Origin of the sequence: Paraplanobispora siamensis, from assembly GCF_016863175.1 — a bacterium.
Classification (GTDB): Bacteria; Actinomycetota; Actinomycetes; order Streptosporangiales; family Streptosporangiaceae; genus Planobispora; species Planobispora siamensis.
In genome coordinates this window covers 15,041-34,943 of the sequence record NZ_BOOJ01000026.1, presented here as the reverse complement: position 1 = coordinate 34,943, position 19,903 = coordinate 15,041, and the positions used below count along the sequence as shown (strand labels likewise).

General features: G+C 73.0%; 19 protein-coding genes. 8 read left to right on the top strand and 11 right to left on the bottom strand.

The window, feature by feature from the left end; all coding sequences use genetic code 11:
- Positions 1-277: 277 nt before the first annotated feature.
- Entirely contained in the window at positions 278-1,078 is an 801-nt protein-coding gene (locus tag Psi01_RS14405) for a helix-turn-helix domain-containing protein (RefSeq protein WP_275424525.1), read from the bottom strand.
- Between the two features lie 126 nt (positions 1,079-1,204).
- Between Psi01_RS14405 and Psi01_RS14400 the strand changes: the two genes are divergently transcribed.
- Positions 1,205-2,464 carry an aminoglycoside phosphotransferase family protein gene (locus Psi01_RS14400; protein WP_239127651.1) on the top strand — a complete coding sequence of 420 codons (1,260 nt, stop codon included), beginning with the start codon at positions 1,205-1,207 and terminating at the stop codon, positions 2,462-2,464.
- A 124-nt stretch (positions 2,465-2,588) separates the two neighbouring features.
- On the opposite strand, the gene secA2 is transcribed toward Psi01_RS14400, so the two are convergent.
- A complete protein-coding gene (secA2, locus tag Psi01_RS14395; RefSeq protein WP_204064513.1) occupies positions 2,589-4,802 on the bottom strand; it encodes an accessory Sec system translocase SecA2 in 2,214 nt (737 codons plus the stop codon).
- 161 nt (positions 4,803-4,963) lie between these two features.
- Here secA2 and Psi01_RS14390 point away from each other — a divergent pair, with 161 nt between their 5' ends.
- The 3 genes from Psi01_RS14390 (at position 4,964) to Psi01_RS14380 (ending at position 8,607) form a co-directional block, all read left to right on the top strand.
- Complete coding sequence (locus tag Psi01_RS14390; protein ID WP_204064506.1) at positions 4,964-6,115, top strand: lactate 2-monooxygenase; 1,152 nt, start codon at positions 4,964-4,966, stop codon at positions 6,113-6,115.
- The gene (locus tag Psi01_RS14385) at positions 6,112-6,903 is read left to right on the top strand and encodes a class II aldolase/adducin family protein (RefSeq protein WP_204064505.1); all 792 of its coding nucleotides are present in this window, start codon (positions 6,112-6,114) and stop codon (positions 6,901-6,903) included. Before Psi01_RS14390 ends, Psi01_RS14385 begins: the two co-directional genes overlap by 4 nt.
- Positions 6,904-7,005: 102 nt before the next feature.
- Positions 7,006-8,607: a sensor histidine kinase gene (locus Psi01_RS14380; protein ID WP_204064504.1), complete on the top strand. Its 1,602-nt coding sequence runs from the start codon at positions 7,006-7,008 to the stop codon at positions 8,605-8,607.
- 670 nt (positions 8,608-9,277) lie between these two features.
- On the opposite strand, the gene Psi01_RS14375 is transcribed toward Psi01_RS14380, so the two are convergent.
- Both Psi01_RS14375 and Psi01_RS14370 read right to left on the bottom strand, forming a co-directional pair.
- Entirely contained in the window at positions 9,278-10,510 is a 1,233-nt protein-coding gene (locus tag Psi01_RS14375) for a CU044_5270 family protein (RefSeq protein ID WP_204064503.1), read from the bottom strand.
- Between the two features lie 38 nt (positions 10,511-10,548).
- Positions 10,549-11,178 carry an RNA polymerase sigma factor gene (locus Psi01_RS14370; protein WP_204064502.1) on the bottom strand — a complete coding sequence of 210 codons (630 nt, stop codon included), beginning with the start codon at positions 11,176-11,178 and terminating at the stop codon, positions 10,549-10,551.
- A gap of 133 nt (positions 11,179-11,311) precedes the next feature.
- Here Psi01_RS14370 and Psi01_RS14365 point away from each other — a divergent pair, with 133 nt between their 5' ends.
- Positions 11,312-11,677, top strand: a complete 366-nt coding sequence (locus Psi01_RS14365; protein WP_204064501.1) for a VOC family protein — start codon at positions 11,312-11,314, stop codon at positions 11,675-11,677.
- A 58-nt stretch (positions 11,678-11,735) separates the two neighbouring features.
- Here the strand turns inward: Psi01_RS14365 and Psi01_RS14360 are convergent, their stop codons facing one another.
- The 5 genes from Psi01_RS14360 to Psi01_RS14340 all read right to left on the bottom strand — a co-directional run bounded on the left by Psi01_RS14360 (position 11,736) and on the right by Psi01_RS14340 (position 15,099).
- Positions 11,736-12,737, bottom strand: a complete 1,002-nt coding sequence (locus tag Psi01_RS14360; RefSeq protein WP_204064500.1) for a DMT family transporter — start codon at positions 12,735-12,737, stop codon at positions 11,736-11,738.
- 221 nt (positions 12,738-12,958) lie between these two features.
- Positions 12,959-13,282, bottom strand: coding sequence for a hypothetical protein (locus tag Psi01_RS14355; RefSeq protein WP_204064499.1), 324 nt, complete (start codon positions 13,280-13,282; stop codon positions 12,959-12,961).
- Positions 13,279-13,590 (bottom strand): type II toxin-antitoxin system prevent-host-death family antitoxin, encoded by a 312-nt coding sequence (locus Psi01_RS14350; RefSeq protein ID WP_204064498.1) that lies wholly within the window; start codon positions 13,588-13,590, stop codon positions 13,279-13,281. The genes Psi01_RS14355 and Psi01_RS14350 overlap by 4 nt, the downstream gene beginning before the upstream one ends.
- Positions 13,591-13,671: 81 nt before the next feature.
- The gene (locus Psi01_RS14345) at positions 13,672-14,334 is read right to left on the bottom strand and encodes a hypothetical protein (RefSeq protein WP_204064497.1); all 663 of its coding nucleotides are present in this window, start codon (positions 14,332-14,334) and stop codon (positions 13,672-13,674) included.
- Positions 14,335-14,445: 111 nt separating this feature from the next.
- Positions 14,446-15,099 carry a maleylpyruvate isomerase N-terminal domain-containing protein gene (locus Psi01_RS14340; RefSeq protein WP_239127649.1) on the bottom strand — a complete coding sequence of 218 codons (654 nt, stop codon included), beginning with the start codon at positions 15,097-15,099 and terminating at the stop codon, positions 14,446-14,448.
- Positions 15,100-15,225: 126 nt separating this feature from the next.
- Here Psi01_RS14340 and Psi01_RS14335 point away from each other — a divergent pair, with 126 nt between their 5' ends.
- Positions 15,226-16,221 carry a GlxA family transcriptional regulator gene (locus Psi01_RS14335; RefSeq protein WP_204064496.1) on the top strand — a complete coding sequence of 332 codons (996 nt, stop codon included), beginning with the start codon at positions 15,226-15,228 and terminating at the stop codon, positions 16,219-16,221.
- Positions 16,222-16,375: 154 nt separating this feature from the next.
- Positions 16,376-17,293 (top strand): DMT family transporter, encoded by a 918-nt coding sequence (locus Psi01_RS14330; protein WP_239127648.1) that lies wholly within the window; start codon positions 16,376-16,378, stop codon positions 17,291-17,293.
- Positions 17,294-17,299: 6 nt separating this feature from the next.
- Here Psi01_RS14330 and Psi01_RS14325 read toward each other — a convergent pair whose 3' ends face one another.
- Positions 17,300-18,514, bottom strand: a complete 1,215-nt coding sequence (locus tag Psi01_RS14325) for an FAD-dependent monooxygenase (protein WP_204064495.1) — start codon at positions 18,512-18,514, stop codon at positions 17,300-17,302.
- 72 nt (positions 18,515-18,586) lie between these two features.
- Here Psi01_RS14325 and Psi01_RS14320 point away from each other — a divergent pair, with 72 nt between their 5' ends.
- Positions 18,587-19,252: a TetR/AcrR family transcriptional regulator gene (locus tag Psi01_RS14320; RefSeq protein WP_204064494.1), complete on the top strand. Its 666-nt coding sequence runs from the start codon at positions 18,587-18,589 to the stop codon at positions 19,250-19,252.
- 21 nt (positions 19,253-19,273) lie between these two features.
- Here the strand turns inward: Psi01_RS14320 and Psi01_RS14315 are convergent, their stop codons facing one another.
- A complete protein-coding gene (locus tag Psi01_RS14315) occupies positions 19,274-19,882 on the bottom strand; it encodes a GNAT family N-acetyltransferase (RefSeq protein ID WP_204064493.1) in 609 nt (202 codons plus the stop codon).
- Positions 19,883-19,903: the final 21 nt, after the last annotated feature.

The window sequence follows — 19,903 nt, the reverse complement described above, 5'->3', positions numbered from 1 at the left end:
GATCGCGCCGCAGCGTGTCGTCCCCGTGCGGGCCTCGCCCGGCAGCGTAGGAAGCCCCTTCAGAACGCGTCAATACCCTTCCGACGCCCGAAACCCCGATGGGGACGGGGATTCGGGTCTGTCCGAATGCCCTCTGAGCTGGGGTTTCCAATAGGTTTCGGCGCTCGGCTCCGGGCGCCGAAATTAAATAGAAAGTTTCCTATTAGTTCTGGGGCGGGGTGCTGCGGGGGCTCCCGGCCGCCCGTCGCGGGGCGGGCGGCCGTCCGCGGACGGGCCGTCAGTCGGGGTGGTGCTGGTGCTGGAGATAGGCGGCCGTCTCGGGGTTGGCCGGGAAGTAGGCCTCGATGGCGAGCTCGGCGACGGTGATGTCGAGCGGGGTGCCGAAGGTGGTCATGGTGCTGAAGAAGATCAGCTCGCGGTAGCCGCGGCGGAGCTTGAGCGGGATCACGATCTGCCCCGGGCCCGCGCCGATCTCCGGCTCGGGCTGGTCGCAGGGATAGCCCTCCAGCTCCCGCCAGAGCTCGGTGAGGTAGGGGTCGGCGGTCAGGCTGATCTGGCGGCGGAGCCGGTGCAGCAGGTGGGCCCGCCACTCGCCCAGGTTGAGGATGCGGTGGGCCATGCCCTTGGGGTGCAGGCTCAGCCGCAGCACGTTGACCGGCGGCTCGAGCAGCTCGGGCGCGACGCCGCGCAGCAGCAGGCCGGTGGCGGAGTTGCGGTCGACCAGATTCCAGCGCTGGTCCACGACCACGGCGGGATAGGGCTGGTGCCCGCTCAGCACCTGACCGAGCGCCTCCCGCACCGAGGCCATCTCCGGGGAGTTCAGCGGGGTCTCGGCGTAGACCGGGGCGAACCCGCCGGCCAGCAGCAGATGGTTGCGCTCGCGCAGGGGGAGGTCGAGCTCCTCGGCGAGGTGAAGGATCATGCCGCGGCTGGGTTTGGACCGGCCGGTCTCCACGAAGCTCAGGTGGCGGGTGGAGACGTCGGCCTGGATGGCGAGGTCCATCTGGCTCATCCGCCGTCGTTCCCGCCACTGGCGCAGCAGTTCGCCGACTGGCCGGTTCCCGCTGGTGGTGGTCACGCACGTCACGATATCCAAGCGTGATCGACCAAACCATTACCACGGATGTAATGAGTATCGCGATGTGCGGCCCGGGCGGGAGGATAACCGGTCGCGTCCCGCCCCGCCGACGGCCACACTGGCCCGGTGGATCGAGAGCGGGGCCGTACGGCCGGCGTCGTGGTGACGTCGCAGGGAGAGTGTCTGGGGACCTTCGGGCCCTTCCCGGTGGAGAGCCCCTGGTGGGCCGAGGTCGGGCCGGTCGCCGACCGGCTGACCGCGGAGCTCGGCGTGCCCGTCATGGTGCTGCGCCTGGTGGAGGTCGAGGGCGGCGAGGGCGCCAGGGACGGGCACGTGACCTACCATGCCGAGGCTCTCGCCCGCCCGCGCGAGGGGCTGCTCGGGGCGCCCCCGCCGGACGCGGCCGAGTTGCTCCGCCCCGCCCCGCGGCGGTCCGGATGGGCCACCGCCCCGGGCCTGCGCGAGGCCCTGGCGTGGGCGCGCGAGGCGCTGCGGGCGGCGGACCGGCCGGCGGACGGGGACGTCCGGCAGATCAAGAGCTGGAACCTCTCCGGGTTGTTCCGCGTCCCCACCGTCCGCGGGCCCGTCTGGCTGAAGACGCTGCCGGAGTTCGCGACCTGGGAGGCCCGGACGATCGACCTGGTCGCGCGGGTGGACCCGGAGCTGGTGCCCTCCGTCGTGGCCGCCGACGCCGGCCGTGGCCTGATGCTCCTGGAGCACGTGCCCGGCGAGGACTGCTGGGAGGCCTCCGACGACGTCGTCCGGGCCATGATCCGCCGCTGGTCCGCGGCCCAGCTGGAGATCGCCCGGCGCTGGGAGGCCGCCCCCTCCGGCCTGGCCGACCGCACGCCCCGGACCCTGGCCGGGATGGCGCACGGCCTGCTCGACGGCGAGGCCGCAACCGGCCTGACCGCGGCCGAGCTGTCGGCGGCGCGCCGGCTGGCCGACGACCTGCCCGCCATGGCCGCCGCGCTGCAGGAGTGCGGCCTGCCGGACACCCTGGTGCACGCCGACTTCCACTGCGGCAACTGGCGGTCGGACGGGCGGCGCACGGTGGCCGTCGACTTCTCCGACAGCCACTTCGGGCACCCCGCCGTGGACGGCCTGCGGGCGGGCGACTTCCGGCCGGCCGAGCACCGCGACCGGGCGACCGCCGCGTGGATCGAGGCCTGGTCGGATCTGGTGCCCGGCTCCGATCCCGGCCGGGCGCTGGTCCTGGCCGAGCCGGTCAAGCGCGTCATGCACGCGGTGCGCTACCAGGAGTTCCTGGACGGCATCGAGACCAGCGAGCGGATCTACCACGAGGGCGACCCGGCCGGCGAGATCCGCGCGGCGCTGGCGGGCGCCGCGGCACTGCGGGACGCCGGGGTACGGTTCGGCGGCTGACCCCGGCGGCCCGGTCTCGGGGAGCTGCCAGCGGCGGGCTGACTCCGGGAAGCGTCAACGGCGGACCGGCCCCGGGGAGCCGTCAGCGGAGGGCTGTCAGCGGAGGGCTGTCAGCGGAGGGCTGTCAGCGGCGGCGGATCGCGTTGGACAGGCGCTTGGTCATGCGCTCCCACTCGCTGCCGAAGGGGTTGTCCTGGACGAGGTAGGTCCAGGTGGCGGTGGGGCGCTTGAGTCCCGCATCGTCGAGGTCGAGGCCGTCGGCGGTGATGGAGGCGGTCTCGAAGGTGGCCACCGAGCGCGACTCGATCTCGGCGAGCAGCCGCTGGTAGGCGGCGACGGCCTCCTTGTGGAACTCGTCGAGCGGGTTGGCCCGGCCGAGCACGCGCAGGTGGATGCCCTCGCGGATCTCGGCCAGGTGGGCCAGGTGCTCGGTCCAGCAGGCGTCGATGTGGAACAGGACGATCTGCCGGGCGGCCGCGTGCAGCACGTCCTCGGCCGTCTCCGCGGGCAGGGCCTCGAGGAGCTCGGCCCACCGTCCGGGGGCGGCGGCGGCCAGCGCCTCCCCGCCGGCCCGGCCGCGCAGGATCCGGTCACGGCGCTCCAGGACCAGGCCGCGCTGGCGTTCGAGCAGGCGGGTGTAGCGCCAGGTGTCGCGGTGGATCTGCGTGTTGACGCCCTCGGCGACGCGCTGGGCGTGGCTCACGAGTCTCTGGGCCGGCACGCCGGAGGTGTACTCGTCGGCGACGTAGTGGGTGATCAGGTCGTCCTCGCCGCTCACCATGAAGACCGAGCCGCCGGGGTCGCCCTGCCGCCCGGCCCGGCCGCGCAGCTGGTCGTCCAGGCGGCTGCTGGCGTGGCGCCCCGAGCCGATGACGTACAGGCCGCCGAGGTCGTCCACCCCCTCGCCGAGCCTGATGTCGGTGCCGCGCCCGGCCATCTGGGTGGAGACCGTGATCGCCCCGCGCTCCCCGGCCGCGGCGATGATGGCGGCCTCCTCGGCGTCGTTCTTGGCGTTGAGCACGACGCACTCCAGCCCGCGGCCGGACAGGTTCAGCGCGAGCCGCTCGGACTCGGCCACGTCGAGCGTCCCGACCAGGATCGGCCGGCCGGTGGCGTGCACCTCGGCGATCTCGTCGAGCAGGGCCCGGTCGCGGTCCATGGCGAACGCGAAGAGCCGGTCGGGCGCGTCGACCCGGACCACCGGCCGGTTCGGCGGGACGACGGCCACCTTCAGGTCGTAGAACTCGCGCAGCTCGTCGCCGACGGCCACGGCGGTGCCGGTCATCCCGCACCGCACGGGATAGCGGGTGATCAGGCCCTGGACCGTGATCGAGTCGAGGATCTCGCCGGTCTCCGAGGGCGGCAGCGCCTCCTTGGCCTCGACCGCCGCCTGCAGGCCGTCCGGCCAGCGCTGCAGCAGCGCCACCCGGCCCCGCGAGGCGTTGATCAGGTGGACCCGGCCGTCCCGGACGATGTAGTCGACGTCCTTGTTCAGCAGGGCGTGGGCGTGCAGGGCGAGGTTTACCTGGGTCAGGGTGGCGGGGTCGTGGTAGAGCTCGACCTCCAGCGCCTCCTCGACGGTGTCGATGCCCTTGGCGGTCAGGTGGACATTGCGGGCCTGGTCGTCGATCTCGTAGTGGTAGCCCTTGACGAGCCGGCGGACCAGCGCCGCCATCTCCGGCACCGAGCCGCCGGGGTCGGCGGCGCCGGCCAGCACCAGCGGCACCCGGGCCTCGTCCACCAGCACCGAGTCGGCCTCGTCGATCAGCGCGACGTCCGGCTCGGGCTGCAGCAGGTCGCCGGGGTCGACGCACAGGCGGTCGCGCAGCACGTCGAAGCCGATCTCGCTGACCGAGCCGTAGGTCACGTCCCTCGCGTAGGCCTCGCGGCGCTCCTGCGGGGTGGAGGCCTCGCCGATCCAGCCGACCGAGACGCCCAGCGCCTCGTACAGCGGCGCCATCCACTCGGCGTCGCGCCGGGCCAGATAGTCGTTGACGGAGATCACGTGGACCCGCCTGCCGCGCAGCGCGTATCCGGCCGCGGCCATGGCCCCGGACAGGGTCTTGCCCTCGCCGGTGGCCATCTCGGCGACGTTGCCCGTCAGCATGGCCAGGGCGCCGACCAGCTGCACGTCGTACGGCCGCAGCCCCAGCGCCCGGTCGGCGGCCTCGCGCGCGATCGCGCAGAACTCGGCCAGGTCGTCCATCGAGGGGGAGGGCGGCTCGTCGAGCTCCCGCAGGCGCTCCTCGTGGGCGCCCGCGGCCGCCACGACCCGCTCGAAGGGAGCCAGGTCGACCGAACCGGGGCGCTCCAGGAACCGCCTGATGAGCTGCTTAATCGAGGCCACGTTCTCTCCAACGCCCGTTTCCGGGAACACGTTCCCGCCAGCCGGGCCACCGTACCGGCCCGGAGCGGTCACGCCGTCACGGCGCGAAACCGAATGCGATTCGTAATGATGGGCCGTAGACATGCCGCGAGAGGTCAGGACAGGCTGGAACGGTGGCGTTCTCCGATTATCAGTACGAGATCTACCTCAACGGGCTGACCGGCCAGCACCCGCCGTACTCCGCCGACCTGGCGGAGCTGGAGCGGGCCGCCAGGCGGCGGCTCGACCCCGGCGCCTACTGGTACGTGGCCGGTTCGGCGGGGACGGGCGCGACCGACCGCGCCAACCGCGAGGCGTTCGACCGGTGGCGGATCGTGCCGAGGATGCTGCGCGACGTCTCGGTCCGCGACCTGAGCACCGAGCTGTTCGGCCGGACCTACCCGGCGCCGCTGGCGCTGGCCCCGGTCGGCGTGCAGTCGATCGTCCACCCGCAGGGCGAGCTCGCCACCTCCCGGGCCGCCGCCGCGCTCGGCGTCCCCATGGTGCTCAGCACCGCCGCCTCCCACACCCTGGAGGAGGTCGCCGAGGCGGACGGGCCCCGGTGGTACCAGCTGTACTGGCCGCACGACGACGAGGTCACCCTCAGCCTGCTGGAGCGGGCCCGCAAGAGCGGCTACGACACCCTGGTCGTCACCCTCGACACCTGGACGCTGGCCTGGCGGCCCAACGACCTCGACCGCGCCTACCTGCCGTTCCTGCGCGGGACCGGCCTGGCGATCCCGCTGTCCGACCCGGTGTTCCGCTCGCGGCTGGCCCGCCCGGTGGAGGAGGACCTGGACGCGGCGATCATGCAGTGGGTGCCGATGTTCAACGGCCGCGCCCACACCTGGGACCAGCTGTCGCTGCTGCGCGACAACTGGGACGGGCCGATCGTCCTGAAGGGCATCCAGCACGTGGACGACGCCCGCCGCGCCGCCGACGCGGGCATGGACGGCGTCGTCGTCTCCAACCACGGCGGACGCCAGGTCGACGGCGCGCTCGCCTCCCTGGACGCGCTCGCGCCGGTCGCGGAGGCCGTCGGCGACCGGCTGACCGTGCTGTTCGACTCGGGGGTGCGCAGCGGGGCCGACGTCTTCAAGGCCCTCGCCCTCGGCGCCCGGGCGGTGCTCCTGGGCCGGCCGTACATGTGGGGCCTGGCCAACGGGGGACAGGACGGCGTGCGCCACGTGGTCCGCAGCATCCTCGCCGAGCTCGATCTCACCCTGGGGCTTGCGGGGTTCCGCACGCCCGCCGACCTCGACCCTTCCGTCCTGGAGCGCGCATGAGCCTGTCCGATCTGCAGCCCGTCCCCGCCGAGCAGCTGACCTTCCGGCTGCCGCAGAAGTTCGCGACCGTGCAGGAGGAGCGGCGGCACCGTCAGGAGCGCCTGGCCGCCGCGCTGCGGTTGTTCGGCAGGTTCGGCTTCGAGGAGGGCGTGGCGGGCCACATCACCGCCCGCGACCCCGAGCACACCGACCACTTCTGGGTGAACCCGTTCGGGATGTCCTTCAAGCAGATCAAGGTCAGCGACCTGATCCTGGTCAACCACGAGGGCCAGGTCGTCGAGGGCCGCCACCACGTCAACAAGGCCGCCTTCGCCATCCACGCCATGGTCCACCAGGCCCGCCCCGACGCGGTCGCCGCCGCCCACTCGCACTCGGTGCACGGCAAGGCGCTGTCGTCCCTGGGCACCCTGCTGGAGCCCCTCACCCAGGACGCGTGCGCGTTCTACGAGGACCACGGCCTGTTCGACGACTACACCGGCGTCGTGGTGGAGACCGAGGAGGGCCGCCGCATCGCCCGGGCCCTGGGCTCCCACAAGGCCGTCATCCTGCGCAACCACGGCCTGCTGACGGTGGGCGACAGCGTCGACGCCGCCGCCTGGTGGTTCATCACCATGGAGCGCAGCTGCCAGGCCCAGCTCCTGGCCAAGGCCGCCGGTCCCACCGTCCCGATCGACCACGAGAACGCCAAGCTCACCCACGGTCAGATCGGCAACGACCTCGTCGGCTGGATCAACTTCCAGCCTCTCTACGACCAGATCATCGCCTCCGACCCAGACCTGTTCGACTGATCCCGTCCCCGCGCCGATCACAGGGAGATCGTTCGGGTATCTTTCCTCAGGCATCGAGTCCTCCACCCTCCGCCGGGCGTGATGCCGGAAAACGGGAGTCCCATGTCGGCCGAAGAGACGATCATCACCCCTCCGGGGCAGTCCCACGCGGGCCGCTGGAGCGCGCAGGCGTGGTTCGCTCTGGTGCTCGCGGCGATGGCGCTGCTGGTGGTCGCGGCGGCCCTGGCCGGAGCCCTGGTGCTGCAGAACACCGCCCAGGTGTCCAACCGCCTGGTCGACCGCATCTCCCCGGCCCGCATCGAGGCGGTGAACATCCAGGCCGCCCTGCTGGACCAGGAGACCGGCGTGCGGGGTTTCGTCCTCACCGGCAGGGAGCAGTTCCTGGAGCCGTACGTCCTCGGCCGGGAGGCCGAGCGCCAGACGGTGGCCCGCCTGCACGAACTCGGCCCGGACGAGCCGCCGATGCGCGAGCTGGCCGAGGTGGAGCGTCTGGCCGGGGAGTGGCGGGCCCGGTACGCCGATCCGATGATCGCCCGGACGCGGACCGACGGGGCGGAGTCGGTGACCCAGGAGCAGACCGAGGAGGGCAGGCGGGCCTTCCAGTCCCTGCGGGACGCGCTGGAGGTCCACAACGCCGCGTGGGCCCTGGCCCGGGACGCCGCGCGCGCCGACCTGGCCGCCGCCAGGGAGAGACGCGACCTCGCCTTCCTCATCATCCTCGGGACCCTGCTGGTGGCCATCCTCGCGAACGCGCTGCTGCTGAGACTGGTGGTCTTCCGCCCGCTGGACCGCCTGTCGGCCGCCGCGCGGCGCGTCACGAACGGGGACTTCGACCACCACGTCGACACCGGTGGCCCGGCCGACGTGGCCGAGCTGGCCCGCGACATCGAGGCGATGCGCGGGCGGATCGTCGCCGAGCTGGAGGAGACCCGGCGGTCGCGGCAGCTGCTGGACGAGCAGGCCACCGAGTTGCGGCGCTCGAACGCCGAGCTGGAGCAGTTCGCCTACGTGGCCAGCCACGACCTGCAGGAGCCGCTGCGCAAGGTGGCCAGCTTCACCCAGATGCTGGAACAGCGCTACGGCGACCGGCTCGACGACCGGGCCAAGCAGTACATCGGCTTCTCGGTGGACGGCGCCAAGCGCATGCAGGAGCTCATCAACGAGCTGCTCACCTTCTCCAGGGTGGGTCGGATCACCCGGGAACCGGTGACGTTCGACCTCGGCGACGCGGCCAGGGCGGCCCTGCGCAACCTCTCGGTCACGATCGAGGAGTCGGGCGCCGAGATCGAGATCGGTGACCTGCCGCCGGTGAGCGGCGACCGGTCGCAGTTCGTGATGCTCTGGCAGAACCTGATCGGCAACGCCGTCAAGTTCCGCCACCCCGACCGCACTCCCGTGGTCCGGGTGGAGGCCGAGCGCGAGGGCACGGACTGGCGGATCACCGTGACCGACAACGGCATCGGCATCGACGCCCGGTTCGCCGAGAAGATCTTCGTCATCTTCCAGCGGCTGCACACCCGGGACGCCTATGCGGGGACGGGCATCGGCCTGGCGATCTGCCGGAAGATCGTGGAGTACCACCACGGCAAGATCTGGCTCGACACCGAGCACACGGGCGGCTCGCGTTTCATCATCACGCTGCCCGCCGTGGAGGAGGCCCCTCAGGAGGCCGAGACCCCCGCCACCGCGGCGTCCCCGGCCTGACGGGCGCGTCCGCGGTGGGCCGGGTGTCGCCCGCCCCGGGCTGCGCCGCGCGATGGTCGGGTGAGTGGGTTCTGAAGCTGGGACGCGTCCGGTGTCGGCCGGATATCGCCCCGCCCGTGAGGTGTGTCCCCGGCAGGCCGGGTGTCGCCCGCCCCAAGCTGCGCCTCATGGCAACCGAGCCTGCCCGGGATGCTGCGGCGCTTGCGATGCAGGGGGTGAGGAGCACTGTGATCCGGCGTCAGCTCTATCGCGGTCGCCCTGGAGACCAGGAGCGATGACCGGGGTACTGCCTGCATGGCCCTGCACCCGCTGGGTTCGCTGCCCGAATCGCCCGGCGTCCGGGGTGTCGGCCATCGCGATCCGGCATCAACACACCACCGGCTGACCCGTGCCGAGCCACGGCCAGCCCGTCATCCGGGCACGGATCGCCTACGGTCCGTGCCCGGATGACGGGCGTGTTCGTCCGGCTGTCGTGTGGCGCAGCCCGGGGCGGGCGACACCCGGCCCACCGGGGACGTGTCCCACGGGCGGGCGGCACCCGGCCCGCCACGGGCACGTCGCACGGGCGGGCGGCACCCGGCCCGCCACGGGCACGTCGCACGGGCGGGCCTACCACCTGGCGCGCACTGCCGTACCCGCCTCCGGCTCAGGACGCACTCGTCCTACGGCTTCAGGGCCTGTCGCCGAGGCGGTCGACCCAGCCCGCCTCCTGCAGGGTGACCCGCAGGAGCGGTGCGGACGTGCCCGCCTCGCCCACCTCGTACTGCAGCAGCTCGGCCGAGTCCGGATCCACGATCAGGCGGTACTCGATCCGCTCGCCGTCGTCACCCGAGCCGGTCGCCGTCAGGGCGGCCCCCGCGCGCCCCGTTGCGTCGGTGACCTGTCCCGGCGAGGTCATGCCCGGCTGGTCGGCCATCACCTGGAACAGGGCCGCCTTGGTCCCCGGTGTGATCGGCGCGCTCAGCAGGTCCACCCCCGTCTGCCACAGATAGACGGCGAAGTCGCCCTGCGCGCCGCCGGGGCGCGCCTTGTGAAACTGCCGCAGCTTGCGCTCCAGCTCTTCCCTGTCGGTGGGGAGGTCGCCCACGTTGCGCATGTTCAGGCCGGGGTTGTCGATCGACAGGACCCGCTCGGTTGCGTCGTCGTAGCTCCTCGGGCCGCTCCCGCCCAGGTCGGGGGCGCCCGCCTGCCGCCACTTCGCCTCGTCCCCGGAGGAAGCGAAGGTGATCTTCTCGTCCTGCCCGCTCACCGAGCGGCCCGTCGCGCCTTTCTGGCGCGGGCGCCAGGACTCGTCCGTCTGGGTGAGGAACGCGGTGTACGAGAGCGCGGCCGACTTCGGCTCGCCGATCTTCCGCTTCAGCTCGCCGACCTTCCGCTCGAACTCGCGCTCGGCGGCGGCGAGCTCGTCGGGCTTGCCCTTGAGCTCCTTCAGCTTCTCCTCCCGCTCGGCGGCCAAGGCCTTGATCGCGACCATGTAATCGCTTTCCGCGTTGTCGACCCGCTGGAAGACGCGCTGGCGGGTGTACCAGTAGCGGCCCGAGCCGGCCGGTTCCCTGGCTGCGCTCTCGGCCGCCGCCAGCAGGATGGAGTGGGCGTCGATCGGCCGGGCCCCGCCCGACCGGGGGTCACCGGCGGAGACTCCCGGCCCGGGCTCCCGGCCGCCGGGCGCGCCGTTCAACTGACCCGGAATGATGATCACGGCGGCGGCCAGTCCGGCCGCCGCCGCGCCCGCGGCCAGCACCAGCGGCCGGCGGCCCCGCTCGGGGACGCGGCGGACGCGCGCCGGGGCGGGCAGGGCCTCGAACGCGCGGGCCAGGTCGGCCGAACGGCGCCGCCGGTAGGTCTCCTCGGCCAGTTCGTCCAGCTGTCCGGGCTTGAGTAGCGCGAACGTGCGCTCGCTCATGTGTTCTTCCTCCTCGGGAGTGCTGCTGGGGCGGGACATCAGGTCTCCTCCAGGAACCGTCGTGCGGCGGCGCGGGGGTGCGGTGCCGCAGGTGAGGACTCCACACGCGGCACCGCCGGTCCGGACTCCGTACGCGGTGCCGCCGGCCGGGGCGCCGCGGGCGCCGCCGACCGTGCCTCCGCACGCAGGGTCCGGGCCAGCCGTTTCCGGGCGCGGTGCAGCCGGACGTTGTAGGTGCGCGTGGAGCAGCCCATGACGGCGGCGGCCTGCTCGGGCGGGAGCCCGTGCCAGGTGGCCAGCGCCATCGCCTCCACGTCCTGTTCGGACAGCGAGGCCAGCGCGGCCAGTGCGGCGTCCCGGTCCACGACGTGCTCGGCCACGTCCCAGGCGACCTGGTCCCGCGGGGTGCTGAGCGCCGTGATCCTGTCGATCAGCGCCTGCCGCCGGAACCGCGAGTCCCGCTGTTTGGCCAGCAGGTTGCGGGCGACGCCGAGCAGCCACGGCAGGACGGGCTCGGGCAGCTCGGCGATCCGCCGCCAGGCGACGAGGAACGTCTCGCTGCACACGTCCTCGGCCAGGCTCGGCTCGGTCCGCAGCAGCACGTAGCCCAGGACGTCGCGACAGTGCCGGTCGTAGAGCTCGGTGAATCGTTCTTCGGGATCGTTCACAACCAGTAGTCCTCCCGGGAGTCCCAGGATTACCACCCGTCGTGAAAAGCGCTGGTTCCGTGCGCCGCCGTACCGGAGAAGGCGCCTAATGAACCTGACACTCGTTGACAGGTATGGGCGCGACGATGAGGCCATGACCACCACAGCGAAGCTTCTCGCCTTGACCATCGACTGCGCCGAGCCCAAGCGGCTGGCGGAGTTCTACGCCGCCGTGTTCGGCTACGAGGTCCAGTACAGCGAGGAGGAGTACGCCGGCATCGGCGACGGCACCACCAGCATCTACTTCCAGAAGAACACCGAGCGCCGCCCCGCCGCCTGGCCCGGACCGGACAAGCAGTTCCACCTGGACGTGCGCGTCCCGGACGTGGACCAGGCGGTCGAGGACTATCTGAAGCTGGGCGCGAGCAAGCCGGACTTCCAGCCCGGCGGGGAGAACTGGACCGTGCTCGCCGACCCCGCCGGGCATCTGTTCTGCGTGTGCCCGACCCGCGACGAGTGAGACGGCGCGCCCCGGCGGCCACCCGGCTGCCGGGGTGGTGACGCCGGGGTGGCGGGCTTCACCCGGACGCCGACCGTCCCGCACGGGGGCCGGGACCGCGTCGTGAGCCTGCCCGCTCCAGGACCGGTGCTTCCCTCCGCTCGTCCAGGGCGAGCAGGACGACGGCGGCGAGCAGGAGCGCGGCGCCGCCCACCGCCACCGGAGTGAGCCGCTCGCCGAACAGCAGCACGCCGAGGACCGCCGCGCCCGCCGGCTCCACGAGCGTGATCACCGATGCGGTCGTGGCCCGCACCGCGGCCAGCCCGGCGAAGAACAGCCCGTAGGCGAGAGCCGTCGGGACCGCGCCCAGATAGGCGATGATCGCCCAGGACGCGAGCGGATCACCGGCGGGGAACAGTCCCTGGAACAGCGCCAGGGGGAACAGCAGGACGGCGCCGGCCGCGAAGCCGCCCATCGCGGTGGTGTACGGCTCGGCGGGCGCGGCCCGGTTGAGCAGCGTCACGCCTGCGTAGCTCGCCGCCGACAGCAGCGCCCACGCGACACCGGCCGGGGAGAAGCCGCCCGCGCCGTCGTCGCGGGTCAGCAGGACCAGCCCGGCCAGGGCGGCGGCGGCGCACCCCAGCCCGGCCGCACCCGGCCGCTCCCGCAGGAGTACGGCGGACCCGGCGAGCACGAGGACGGGCGTGGCGCCGGTGGTGATCACGGTGGCCAGGGCGAGGCCGGATTCGGCGATCGCCGCGAAGTAGGCCGTCTGGCACACGGCCATCGCCACTCCCGTGATCACGGCCCGCCCAAGGCGGGCTCGTCCGAGAGTGGCCCGTCCGAGAGTGGCACTTTCGGGACCGGATCGCGGTGCGGCGCCGTACCGGCGTCCGCGGAAGAGGACCCGGGTGACCAGCAGGATCGTGACCGCCCCGGCGGCGAACCGCCAGAACGAGACGGCGACGGGTCCGATCCCGCCGGCCCGGTCGAGCAGCGCCCCGGCGGCACCACCGGTGCCCCAGGCGGTCGCCGCGAGGGAGACGTACAGCAGGCCCTGCCGTACGGAGACATGCGTCATGGAGATCTCTCCGGGAGAAGTGGTCGTCAACGGCCGCACGTATGCGGGCAGCGACCACCCACCGGGTCACCCCGACCCGGTCACACAGGAGAGATCCCGCCCGCTATCGGGCGGGCGGCGGGGAGACGATCGGAGCGATGAGGAACGTCGGCACCCGCCCACCGTAACGACCCGGAGCCCCCTGACTCCACCTCATATCCGGCTCGTGGGCAGGGGTACGGCTACCGCGGGTTCGAGTGGAACTCCGCCCACAGGTCGACGGCCCTCTCCAGATCGAGTGCCGCCACCTCCTCGCGGGTCATGCCCACCGTGTAGATCAACCGGTCGGCGAGCCAGTCGGGGACCGGCTCGCGTGCGGGTGGTTCGTCGACATGGAGGTGATCGGTCAGAGCTCCGAGCCGGTCGACGACCTCGCCGAGACGGACGACCTCGGGGTTCTCCAGCAGCAGCAGGATCCTCTTGAGGATCCTGGGCGCGACGTCCGGGCCGATCCTGCGGAGATCATCGATCGCGGGATCGGTGAACACGACGTCGGACGCCGTCACTCGTCCTCGTCCGAAAGCGCGGCCAGCGACTCCCGGGTGCGCCCGAAGGCGGAGAGCACGTCGTCGATCGGTGTCCGTCGCCCGGTGTCCGTGGCCGCCCGTACGAGAACCAGTGCCAGGTCGCGCAGGTCCGCCGCGGCCTGCTCCAGCTCGTTGAGGCGCCGGATGCCCACGACGGCGGCCACCGGCCGGTGCCGGCGGGTCACCACCAGGTCGGTTCCCCGTTCCGCATCCGCAACGAGCCGGGCCACCCCGCGCTGGGCGGCCTCGGTCACCGTGAGTTCGGTCGCATCACGGAGAACATCCACAGAGACTGTATAGAAACCTATACAGAACGGCGAGCCTGCGGCACGACCTCGAGAGATGTCATGGCCGCGGGCAGCCCCGGCTCAGCGCAGGTGGTCCAGCAGCCAGGTGAGCTTGAGGTCCTCCGCCGTCAGCAGGGCGCTCTCGCGCAGGTCCCGGCTCTCCTCGCCCGGTGGCAGCGCGGCGGCGAGAGTCGCTGCGGCGGCGGCCGTCTGGGGGCGCGCCCCCAGGGCCGCGCGCAGGACGTAGGACCTGCGCAGCAGCGTCACGGCCGTGGCGTGGTCGCTCTTCAGCAGGTGAGCGGCCTGGTGGCGGAGCACATAGGACCGGAGGAGGGGATCGTCGTGCGCGTGGCCGGCCGCGGCGGCGTAGTGCTCCCCGGCGGTCCGCCGGTCCTCGTCGATGTTGTCGGCGAGCACGCCGAGCCAGAAGCGCCCCCATCCGGCGAGGCCGTCCCCGCCCGCCGCGCGCTCGAACCCCCGCCTGGCGGTGCGAACGTCGTCGGGGCGCGGTTCGAGGCCGAACAGCAGGCGGGTGTACGCGATCTGAGCCCGCAGATAGCCGGCCGTCACCTCCGGCGGCAGCGCGTCGACGGCGGCCTCCGCCTCGGCGCCGCCCTGCAGGCGCCACCAGAACCGGTTGACCAGCAACTCCGCGCGCAACGCGGTCTCCTCCGGGGAGAGCAGGGCCAGCGCCTGGTCCCAGCGTCCCGCGCGGTCCAGCATGTGGGGGGTGTCGGGCATCATGGCACTACCATCGCAGGATCCGCACTTGAACTTCTCGCGCAACGGCGAGGAAATCCCGCGCTGGATCGGCCCGGCGTTGAGAACCCCTCCCCGGCAGGCGGAAGGGGATGGTCACGGCTCCCGCGTGGTGCCGCCGTACCACTGCCATTCCGTGCGCCGGGGCAGCCCGGGGAGCGGGATGCGGCCCGTGCACCAGAGCAGGGCGGCGGACGGGTCGTGCCCGGACGGGGCGTCCGGGAAGAGGCGGGCGAGGACCGCGGCGGCGGGCCCGTCGGGCGGTGTCCAGGACAGGCCGAGGGTGCGGGTGATGTCGTAGGTGTGGACGGCCAGCTCGACGATGCCCATCGCGGCGAAGCCCGCGGCGTCGGAGTGACCCCAGGGGTGCCAGGCGCGCACGTCCTCGGGGGTGTCCCGGACCGTGGTGCCGAGCAGGGAGGCGGCGATGCCGAGCCCTTCCAGGCAAGCGGGGACGGGAGCCTCGGGGTCGATGGAGGCGAAGAGGGTGATGTAGCGGTCCCGGGGCCGGGCGATGAGCAGACCGGCGTAGCCGACCAGGCCCAGGGCGATGTGGTCGAGGGTCTGGCGGCAGGTCCAGTCGAGGTCGCCGGCCCGGCGCGACCAGTCCTCCTCGGCGCCCTTGAGGAGAACGGCCAGGCACTCCTCGGCGACGGCCGCCACCGGGTCCGGCCACGGCACGGAGGCGGCAGGTGCCGGATCCACCGGGTCCGGTCCGACGGCGGTCACGGCCGGATGCTCAGCGGTCATCCATGACTCCTTCTCTGTACGCCTGCGGCGGTCGATCACGGAGGACCACGCTCTCAGCGGACCGGGGCCGGGGAACAGTGACGGGGATGACGGGTGCCACCAAATTCCTGCCATAGGGTTCGGGCCATGAGCGCCGGTTCCGTCGCCGTGGTCGTGCCCGAGGACATCGGGGTCCCCTCCTGGGACCTGTACGAGGTGAGCATCCCCTGCACCGTCTTCGGCCAGCCGCATCCCGACCTCGCCGATCCCTGGTACGACCTGCGGTTGTGCGGGATGGGGGAGGGCCGGAGCGGCCTCGCCGGATCGTGGCTGACGGTGCGCACCGACTACGGACTCGACGGCCTCGCCGGTGCGGACACGGTCATCGTGCCCTCGGTGCCCGACGCCTGCGTCGAGGACGGCGCGCCCGTGCCGCCCGCGCTGGTGGCGGCTCTGCGCCGGGCCCACGCCGCCGGCGCCAGGATCGTCTCGTTGTGCACCGGCGCCTTCGCGCTCGCCGAAGCGGGCCTGCTCGACGGGCGTCGGGCCACCGCTCACTGGATGCACACCGCCCAACTGGCCGAGCGCTATCCGAATGTGCGGGTCGACGACTCGGTGCTGTACGTGGACGAGGGCGACGTGCTCACCAGCGCCGGGCTGACCGCGGGACTCGACCTCTGCCTCCACCTGGTACGGCGCGACCTCGGCGCGCACATCGCCAACCAGCTGGCCCGCCGGATGGTGGTGCCCGCCCATCGGCCCGGTGGCCAGGCGCAGTTCGTCGACCTGTCGGTGCCCGCGACCGATGACCAGAGCCTGGGCCCCGTCCTGGAGTGGGCGGGCGCGCACCTGGACGAGCCGCTCACGGTGGAGGAACTGGCGCGGCGGGCGGCGATGAGCCCCCGGACGTTCTACCGGCGGCTGCGGGCCTCCACCGGGATGACACCGCTGCAGTGGCTGCTCAACCAGCGCCTGGCACGCGCCCGGAGCCTGCTCGAATCGACGGACCTGCCGATCACCGAGGTCGGCGAACTGAGCGGGCTCGGTACGGCCAACAACCTCCGCCACCACTTCCTCAAACAGCTGGGAGTGTCCCCGAGCGACTACCGCCGCGCCTTCCCCGCCCGGCCCGGCCGCAGATGACGGCGGGCTTGGCAAACGTGATATCCGTCACATTGGTGATAGCCGTGGCATAAGGGGCATGTGGCAGGCGATGGGGAGGACGACCGCGGGTGGGGGAAAGAGGGGTCACCGGAGATGAGACGCGACCATCAGTTCACACCGGCCCCTAAGCTGGATGGATGACCCGAGTACCGTCTACCCCCACGTGCACGCCCTCCTCCGGGGGGTGGCGATGACCTGGGTCGGCATAACGATCGCTCTCGTCGGCGCGCTCGGTTACGCCCTGGGCGCCGCGCTCCAGCAGTTCGAGGCCGTCAGGGACGGTGCCTCGCTCAAGCTGATGCGGCGGCCCCGGTGGTGGATCGGCGGCGTCATCGGCTTCACCGGGGCCTCCCTGCACGCGGTGGCCCTGAGCTTCGCCCCGCTGGTGGCGGTGCAGCCGATCAGCGTGGCGACGCTGGTGTTCGCGGTGCCGCTCGCGGCGATGCTGCACGGCAGGAAGCCGCACCGGGCGGAGATCATCGGGTCGGTCGCGGTGGCGGTCGGGCTGCTCGGGCTGCTGCTCCTGGTCCCCCAGCACGCCGTGGCCCCGCACATGACGGGCCGGGAGGCGTTCGGCTTCCTCGGCGCCGTCGGCCTGGTCGTGCTGCTGGCCCACCTGGCGGGCCGGAAGGCGCAGGGCCCGGTCAAGGCGCTGCTGCTGTCGGTCGGCGCGGGTGCGGTGACGGCCAGCGTGTCCACGTTCGTCCGGGTGGTGGGCGGCAACTTCGGCGGTGACTGGGCCAAGCTGCTCAGCTGGTTCACCCTGGCCGTCCCCATCCTGCTGATCTGCGCCGTCGTGCTGCTGCAGAAGTCCTACGAGGTGGGCTACTTCGGCATCGCCTACGCCGGCGTCCAGGTGGTCGACCCGATCACCTCCATCCTCGCCGGCGCGCTGCTGCTCGACGAGGCCCTCCCGGCCGGATGGTCGAACGTGCTCCCCGCCCTCGTCGCGGGAGCGCTCATGATCTGGGGCACCATGACCCTCGGTCGGCTCGCCCCCGACCACAAGGCCCCCGTCGCGCTGCCCGAGCCCGTCTCGGCCACCCGCTGACCGCGCTCACGCCGTCGGCGGACGCCAGCCGAAGATCTCCTCGCCCGCCCCGGACATCGCTCCCGGGACGAGCCTGCTGACCAGGGCCGTCGCGGTGTCGCGCAGCCGTACGGCCAGCGGATTGCGGATCTTCGTGGCGCGGTTGATCGAGGACGAGCGGGTCACGATCTTCCAGGTCCGCTCCAGGCGGGCGGCGGTGTAGTCGGGCAGGCGGCTCGCGACGTCGGCCGCCGGTCCCCCGCCCGGACCCGCCACGTAGGCGAGCACCACCGCGTCCTCGATCGCCTGGCAGGCGCCCTGGCCGAGGTTGGGCGTCATGGCGTGCGCCGCGTCGCCCAGCAGGGCCACCCGGCCGCGGTGCATCGCGGGCAGCGGGGCCGCCAGGTGATAGACGTCGTTGCGCAGGACGTTCCCGGGTTCGGCCGCGGCGAGCAGCGCCGGGATCGGGTCGTGCCACCCGCCGAACAGGCGCCGCAGCTCGGCCAGCTGGTCACCGCCCCCGCCGCCCGCCGGGACCACGTCGGTGGCGTAGCAGTAGGTCGTGCCCCCGGCCAGCGGCATGACCCCGAAGACCCTGCCCGCGCCCCAGCTCTCGGAGGCCTGGCCGGGGACGCCCTCGGCGGGGACGAGCACCCGCCAGCTCGTGGTCCCCGAGTAGACGGGACCGGGGTGCTCGGGGAACAGCGCGTTCCTGACGGGGGAGTGGATGCCGTCGGCGGCCACCACCAGGTCGGCCTCGATCTCCCCCGCAGCCTCACCCTGCTCCGCCGGTGCGGCCCGCCGGTCGGGGTTCTCCCCGGCGCCGGTGGTGGCGGTGACCCGGCCGGTGTCCGGGTCCACGGCCGTCACCGTGGTGTTCAGCCGGACCGTGCCGGGGGTCAGCCGCGCGACGAGGGCGTCGACCAGCTGGGCGCGGCGGAGCAGGACCACCGAGTCGCCGTACTGGGCGGAGACGGCTTCGGCGCTGGTGCGCGCCAGCCACCGGCCGCCGGCGCTCCGCACGCCGCCGTCGCCCTGGACGGCCGAGAGCTTGCGGATCTCGTCGCCGGCGTCGATGGTGTCCAGCGCCTTGAGCGCGTTGGCCGCGACGGCCAGCCCGGAGCCGACCGGCTCCAGGGACGCCGCCCGCTCCAGCACCGTGACGTCCCAGCCGCGCCGCTGCAGCGCCACCGCCGCGGTCAGCCCGCCGATCCCCGCCCCGATCACCACTGCGTGTGCCATGACCCTCTCCTCACTACGGATGTAGTGAACGCTACTACTCCTGTAGTGAAACTACAAATGTAGTATCGGAGGGTGAAGTCCCAACGCGCCGAGCTGGTCGCCGAAGCCGCCATAACCCTGCTGGTCGAGCGGGGGATGCGCGGGCTGACCCATCGGGCGGTCGACGAGGCGGCGGGCCTGCCGCCCGGCTCGACGTCCAACCTGGCGCGCACCCGCTCGGCTCTGCTGGAGCTGACCCTGGCCCGGCTCACCGAGCTGGAGACGCGGCATTTCTCGGCCCTGCTGAAGAGCGGAGCGGACGTGGGCGTGGGCGGGGTGGACGTGGGCGGAGCGGACGTAGGCGTGGGCGGGGTGGGCGTGGGCGCGGAGCGGGAGGAGGGCGGCGGGCTGAAGACCCTCGCCGAGCTGATGGCCCAGGCGTTGTGGACGCAGTTCACCGCGGGCAGGCGCCTGACGATCGCCCGCTACGAGCTCGCCCTGGAGGCCACCCGCCGCCCCGAGCTGCGCGCGATCTACGACCGGGCGGGGGTGCGCTTCCGCGAGCCCGCCGTGGCCGTCCTCGCGGCCGCGGGCTCCCGTGATCCGGTGCGGCACGGCCGCCAGCTGGTCGCGTTCAGCGAGGGCCTGATGTTCGACGCCGTCGCCGGGGCCGGGGCCGAGCCGACCCTCGACGACATCCGTCAGGGCGTGCGGGAGCTGCTGCGGGGGATGCTGGCGGGACCCGGCGCCGAGGTCTGATCCTCGGACGGCGTACGGGGGTCAGACGGCGGCCGACGCCGCTCCCTCGGCCAGGCGGGCGGCCAGACGGGCCCGGTGGGGCGGCCACTCGTCGTCCAGGACGCTGAAGCAGACCGTGTCGCGCCAGGTGCCGTCGGGACGGCGGCGGTGGCGGCGCAGCGTGCCCTCGTGCAGGCATCCGAGGCGGAGGATGGCGGCCTGGGAGCGGGCGTTGAGGATGTCGGTCTTCAGCAGGACGCGGTTGAACCCGAGCGAGAAGGCGTGGTCGATCAGGAGGATCTTGCACTCGGTGTTCACGGCGGTGCGCCAGACGGCCTTGCCGTACCAGGTCCAGCCGATCTCGACGCTCGCGTCGAAGCCGGGCACGTCGCCGTAGGTCGTCCAGCCCATCGCCCGCCCGGTCTCCTTGAGGATCACTGCGAACGGCACATACGCGGCGTCCTCGATCAGGAAGCGCGCGACGGCGGCCAGCTCCGCCTCGGTGACGGGGGGCCGCACCGGCAGCCAGCGCCACACCTCGCCGTCGCCGCCGCCCGCCAGGAACAGGTCGGGGACGTGGGCGGAGGTCAGCGGCTCCAGCCGTACGGCGTCGCCTTCGAGGATCACGGGGGAGGGCATGCTCGCGGTCATGGGCACGACCATAGGCGGGCC

Coding starts and splice junctions, on each gene's coding strand:
- Psi01_RS14325 (WP_204064495.1), bottom strand. CDS start 18,514: ATGGCACACGCAGTGGTGATCGGGGCGGGGATCGGCGGGCTGACCGCG.
- Psi01_RS14340 (WP_239127649.1), bottom strand. CDS start 15,099: ATGACCGCTGAGCATCCGGCCGTGACCGCCGTCGGACCGGACCCGGTG.
- Psi01_RS14330 (WP_239127648.1), top strand. CDS start 16,376: ATGGATGACCCGAGTACCGTCTACCCCCACGTGCACGCCCTCCTCCGG.
- Psi01_RS14375 (WP_204064503.1), bottom strand. CDS start 10,510: ATGAGCGAGCGCACGTTCGCGCTACTCAAGCCCGGACAGCTGGACGAA.
- Psi01_RS14315 (WP_204064493.1), bottom strand. CDS start 19,882: ATGACCGCGAGCATGCCCTCCCCCGTGATCCTCGAAGGCGACGCCGTA.
- Psi01_RS14360 (WP_204064500.1), bottom strand. CDS start 12,737: ATGACGCATGTCTCCGTACGGCAGGGCCTGCTGTACGTCTCCCTCGCG.
- Psi01_RS14365 (WP_204064501.1), top strand. CDS start 11,312: ATGACCACCACAGCGAAGCTTCTCGCCTTGACCATCGACTGCGCCGAG.
- Psi01_RS14380 (WP_204064504.1), top strand. CDS start 7,006: ATGTCGGCCGAAGAGACGATCATCACCCCTCCGGGGCAGTCCCACGCG.
- Psi01_RS14335 (WP_204064496.1), top strand. CDS start 15,226: ATGAGCGCCGGTTCCGTCGCCGTGGTCGTGCCCGAGGACATCGGGGTC.
- Psi01_RS14385 (WP_204064505.1), top strand. CDS start 6,112: ATGAGCCTGTCCGATCTGCAGCCCGTCCCCGCCGAGCAGCTGACCTTC.
- Psi01_RS14345 (WP_204064497.1), bottom strand. CDS start 14,334: ATGATGCCCGACACCCCCCACATGCTGGACCGCGCGGGACGCTGGGAC.